This is a genomic window from Paraburkholderia sp. J8-2 (assembly GCF_905220195.1).
Classification (GTDB): domain Bacteria; phylum Pseudomonadota; class Gammaproteobacteria; order Burkholderiales; family Burkholderiaceae; genus Paraburkholderia.
Genome location: NZ_CAJMZA010000103.1, coordinates 1 through 940, shown reverse-complemented (window position 1 = coordinate 940; position 940 = coordinate 1). Strand labels below are relative to the sequence as shown.

The 940-nt window shown below is 64.4% G+C and carries 1 protein-coding gene and 1 pseudogene; both read left to right on the top strand.

Annotation, left to right across the window (positions count from 1 at the left end; genetic code table 11):
- Nucleotides 1–516 (top strand): electron transfer flavoprotein subunit beta/FixA family protein (locus U5A52_RS42985; RefSeq protein ID WP_321940484.1); only part of this gene is annotated, 516 nt, incomplete at its 5' end.
- Nucleotides 517–539: 23 nt separating this feature from the next.
- Nucleotides 540–940, top strand: a pseudogene (locus U5A52_RS42980) (electron transfer flavoprotein subunit alpha/FixB family protein); the annotation flags it as partial.

Here is a 940-nt window from a genome sequence, read left to right as displayed (position 1 = left end):
GGCGCGGACCGTGCGATCCTCATCGAGTCGAACGAAGACCTGCAGCCGCTGGCTGTCGCCAAGCTCCTGAAGGCGCTGGTCGACAAGGAACAGCCGCAACTGGTCATCCTCGGCAAGCAGGCCATCGACGACGATTCGAACCAGACCGGCCAGATGCTCGCCGCTCTCGCGAACCTGCCGCAAGCGACGTTTGCATCGAAGGTCGTCGTGGCCGACGGCAAGGCGACCGTGTCGCGCGAAGTGGATGGCGGCGCGGAAACGCTGTCGCTCACGCTGCCCGCCGTGGTCACGACGGATCTGCGCCTGAACGAGCCGCGCTACGTCACGCTGCCGAACATCATGAAGGCGAAGAAGAAGCCGCTCGAAACGGTCAAGCCGGAAGACCTGGGCGTTGACGTCACGCCGCGTCTGAAGACGCTGAAGGTTGCCGAGCCGCCCAAGCGTAGCGCAGGCGTGAAGGTGCCGGACGTGAAGACGCTGGTCGAGAAGCTGAAGACGGAAGCCAAGGTGCTGTAAGGAGCGAGACGAAAATGACGAATCTGGTGAATCTGGTAATCGCTGAACACGACAATCACTCGATCAAGGCCGCGACGCTGAACACCGTCGCAGCAGCACAGAAGATTGGTGGCGACGTGCACGTGCTGGTCGCGGGCCACAACGCCCAGGCCGCCGCGGACGCAGCCGCGAAGATCGCAGGCGTAGCGAAGGTGCTGCTCGCCGACGCGCCGCAACTCGAACAGGGTCTCGCCGAGAACGTCGAAGCGACGGTCCTCGCCATTGCGAAGAACTACTCGCACATCCTCGCGCCGGCAACGGCAGCGGGCAAGAACGTCACGCCGCGTATTGCCGCGAAGCTCGACGTCGCGCAGATCAGCGACATCACCGCCGTGGATGCGCCGGACACGTTCGAGCGTCCGATCTACGCGGGCAACGCGATCGC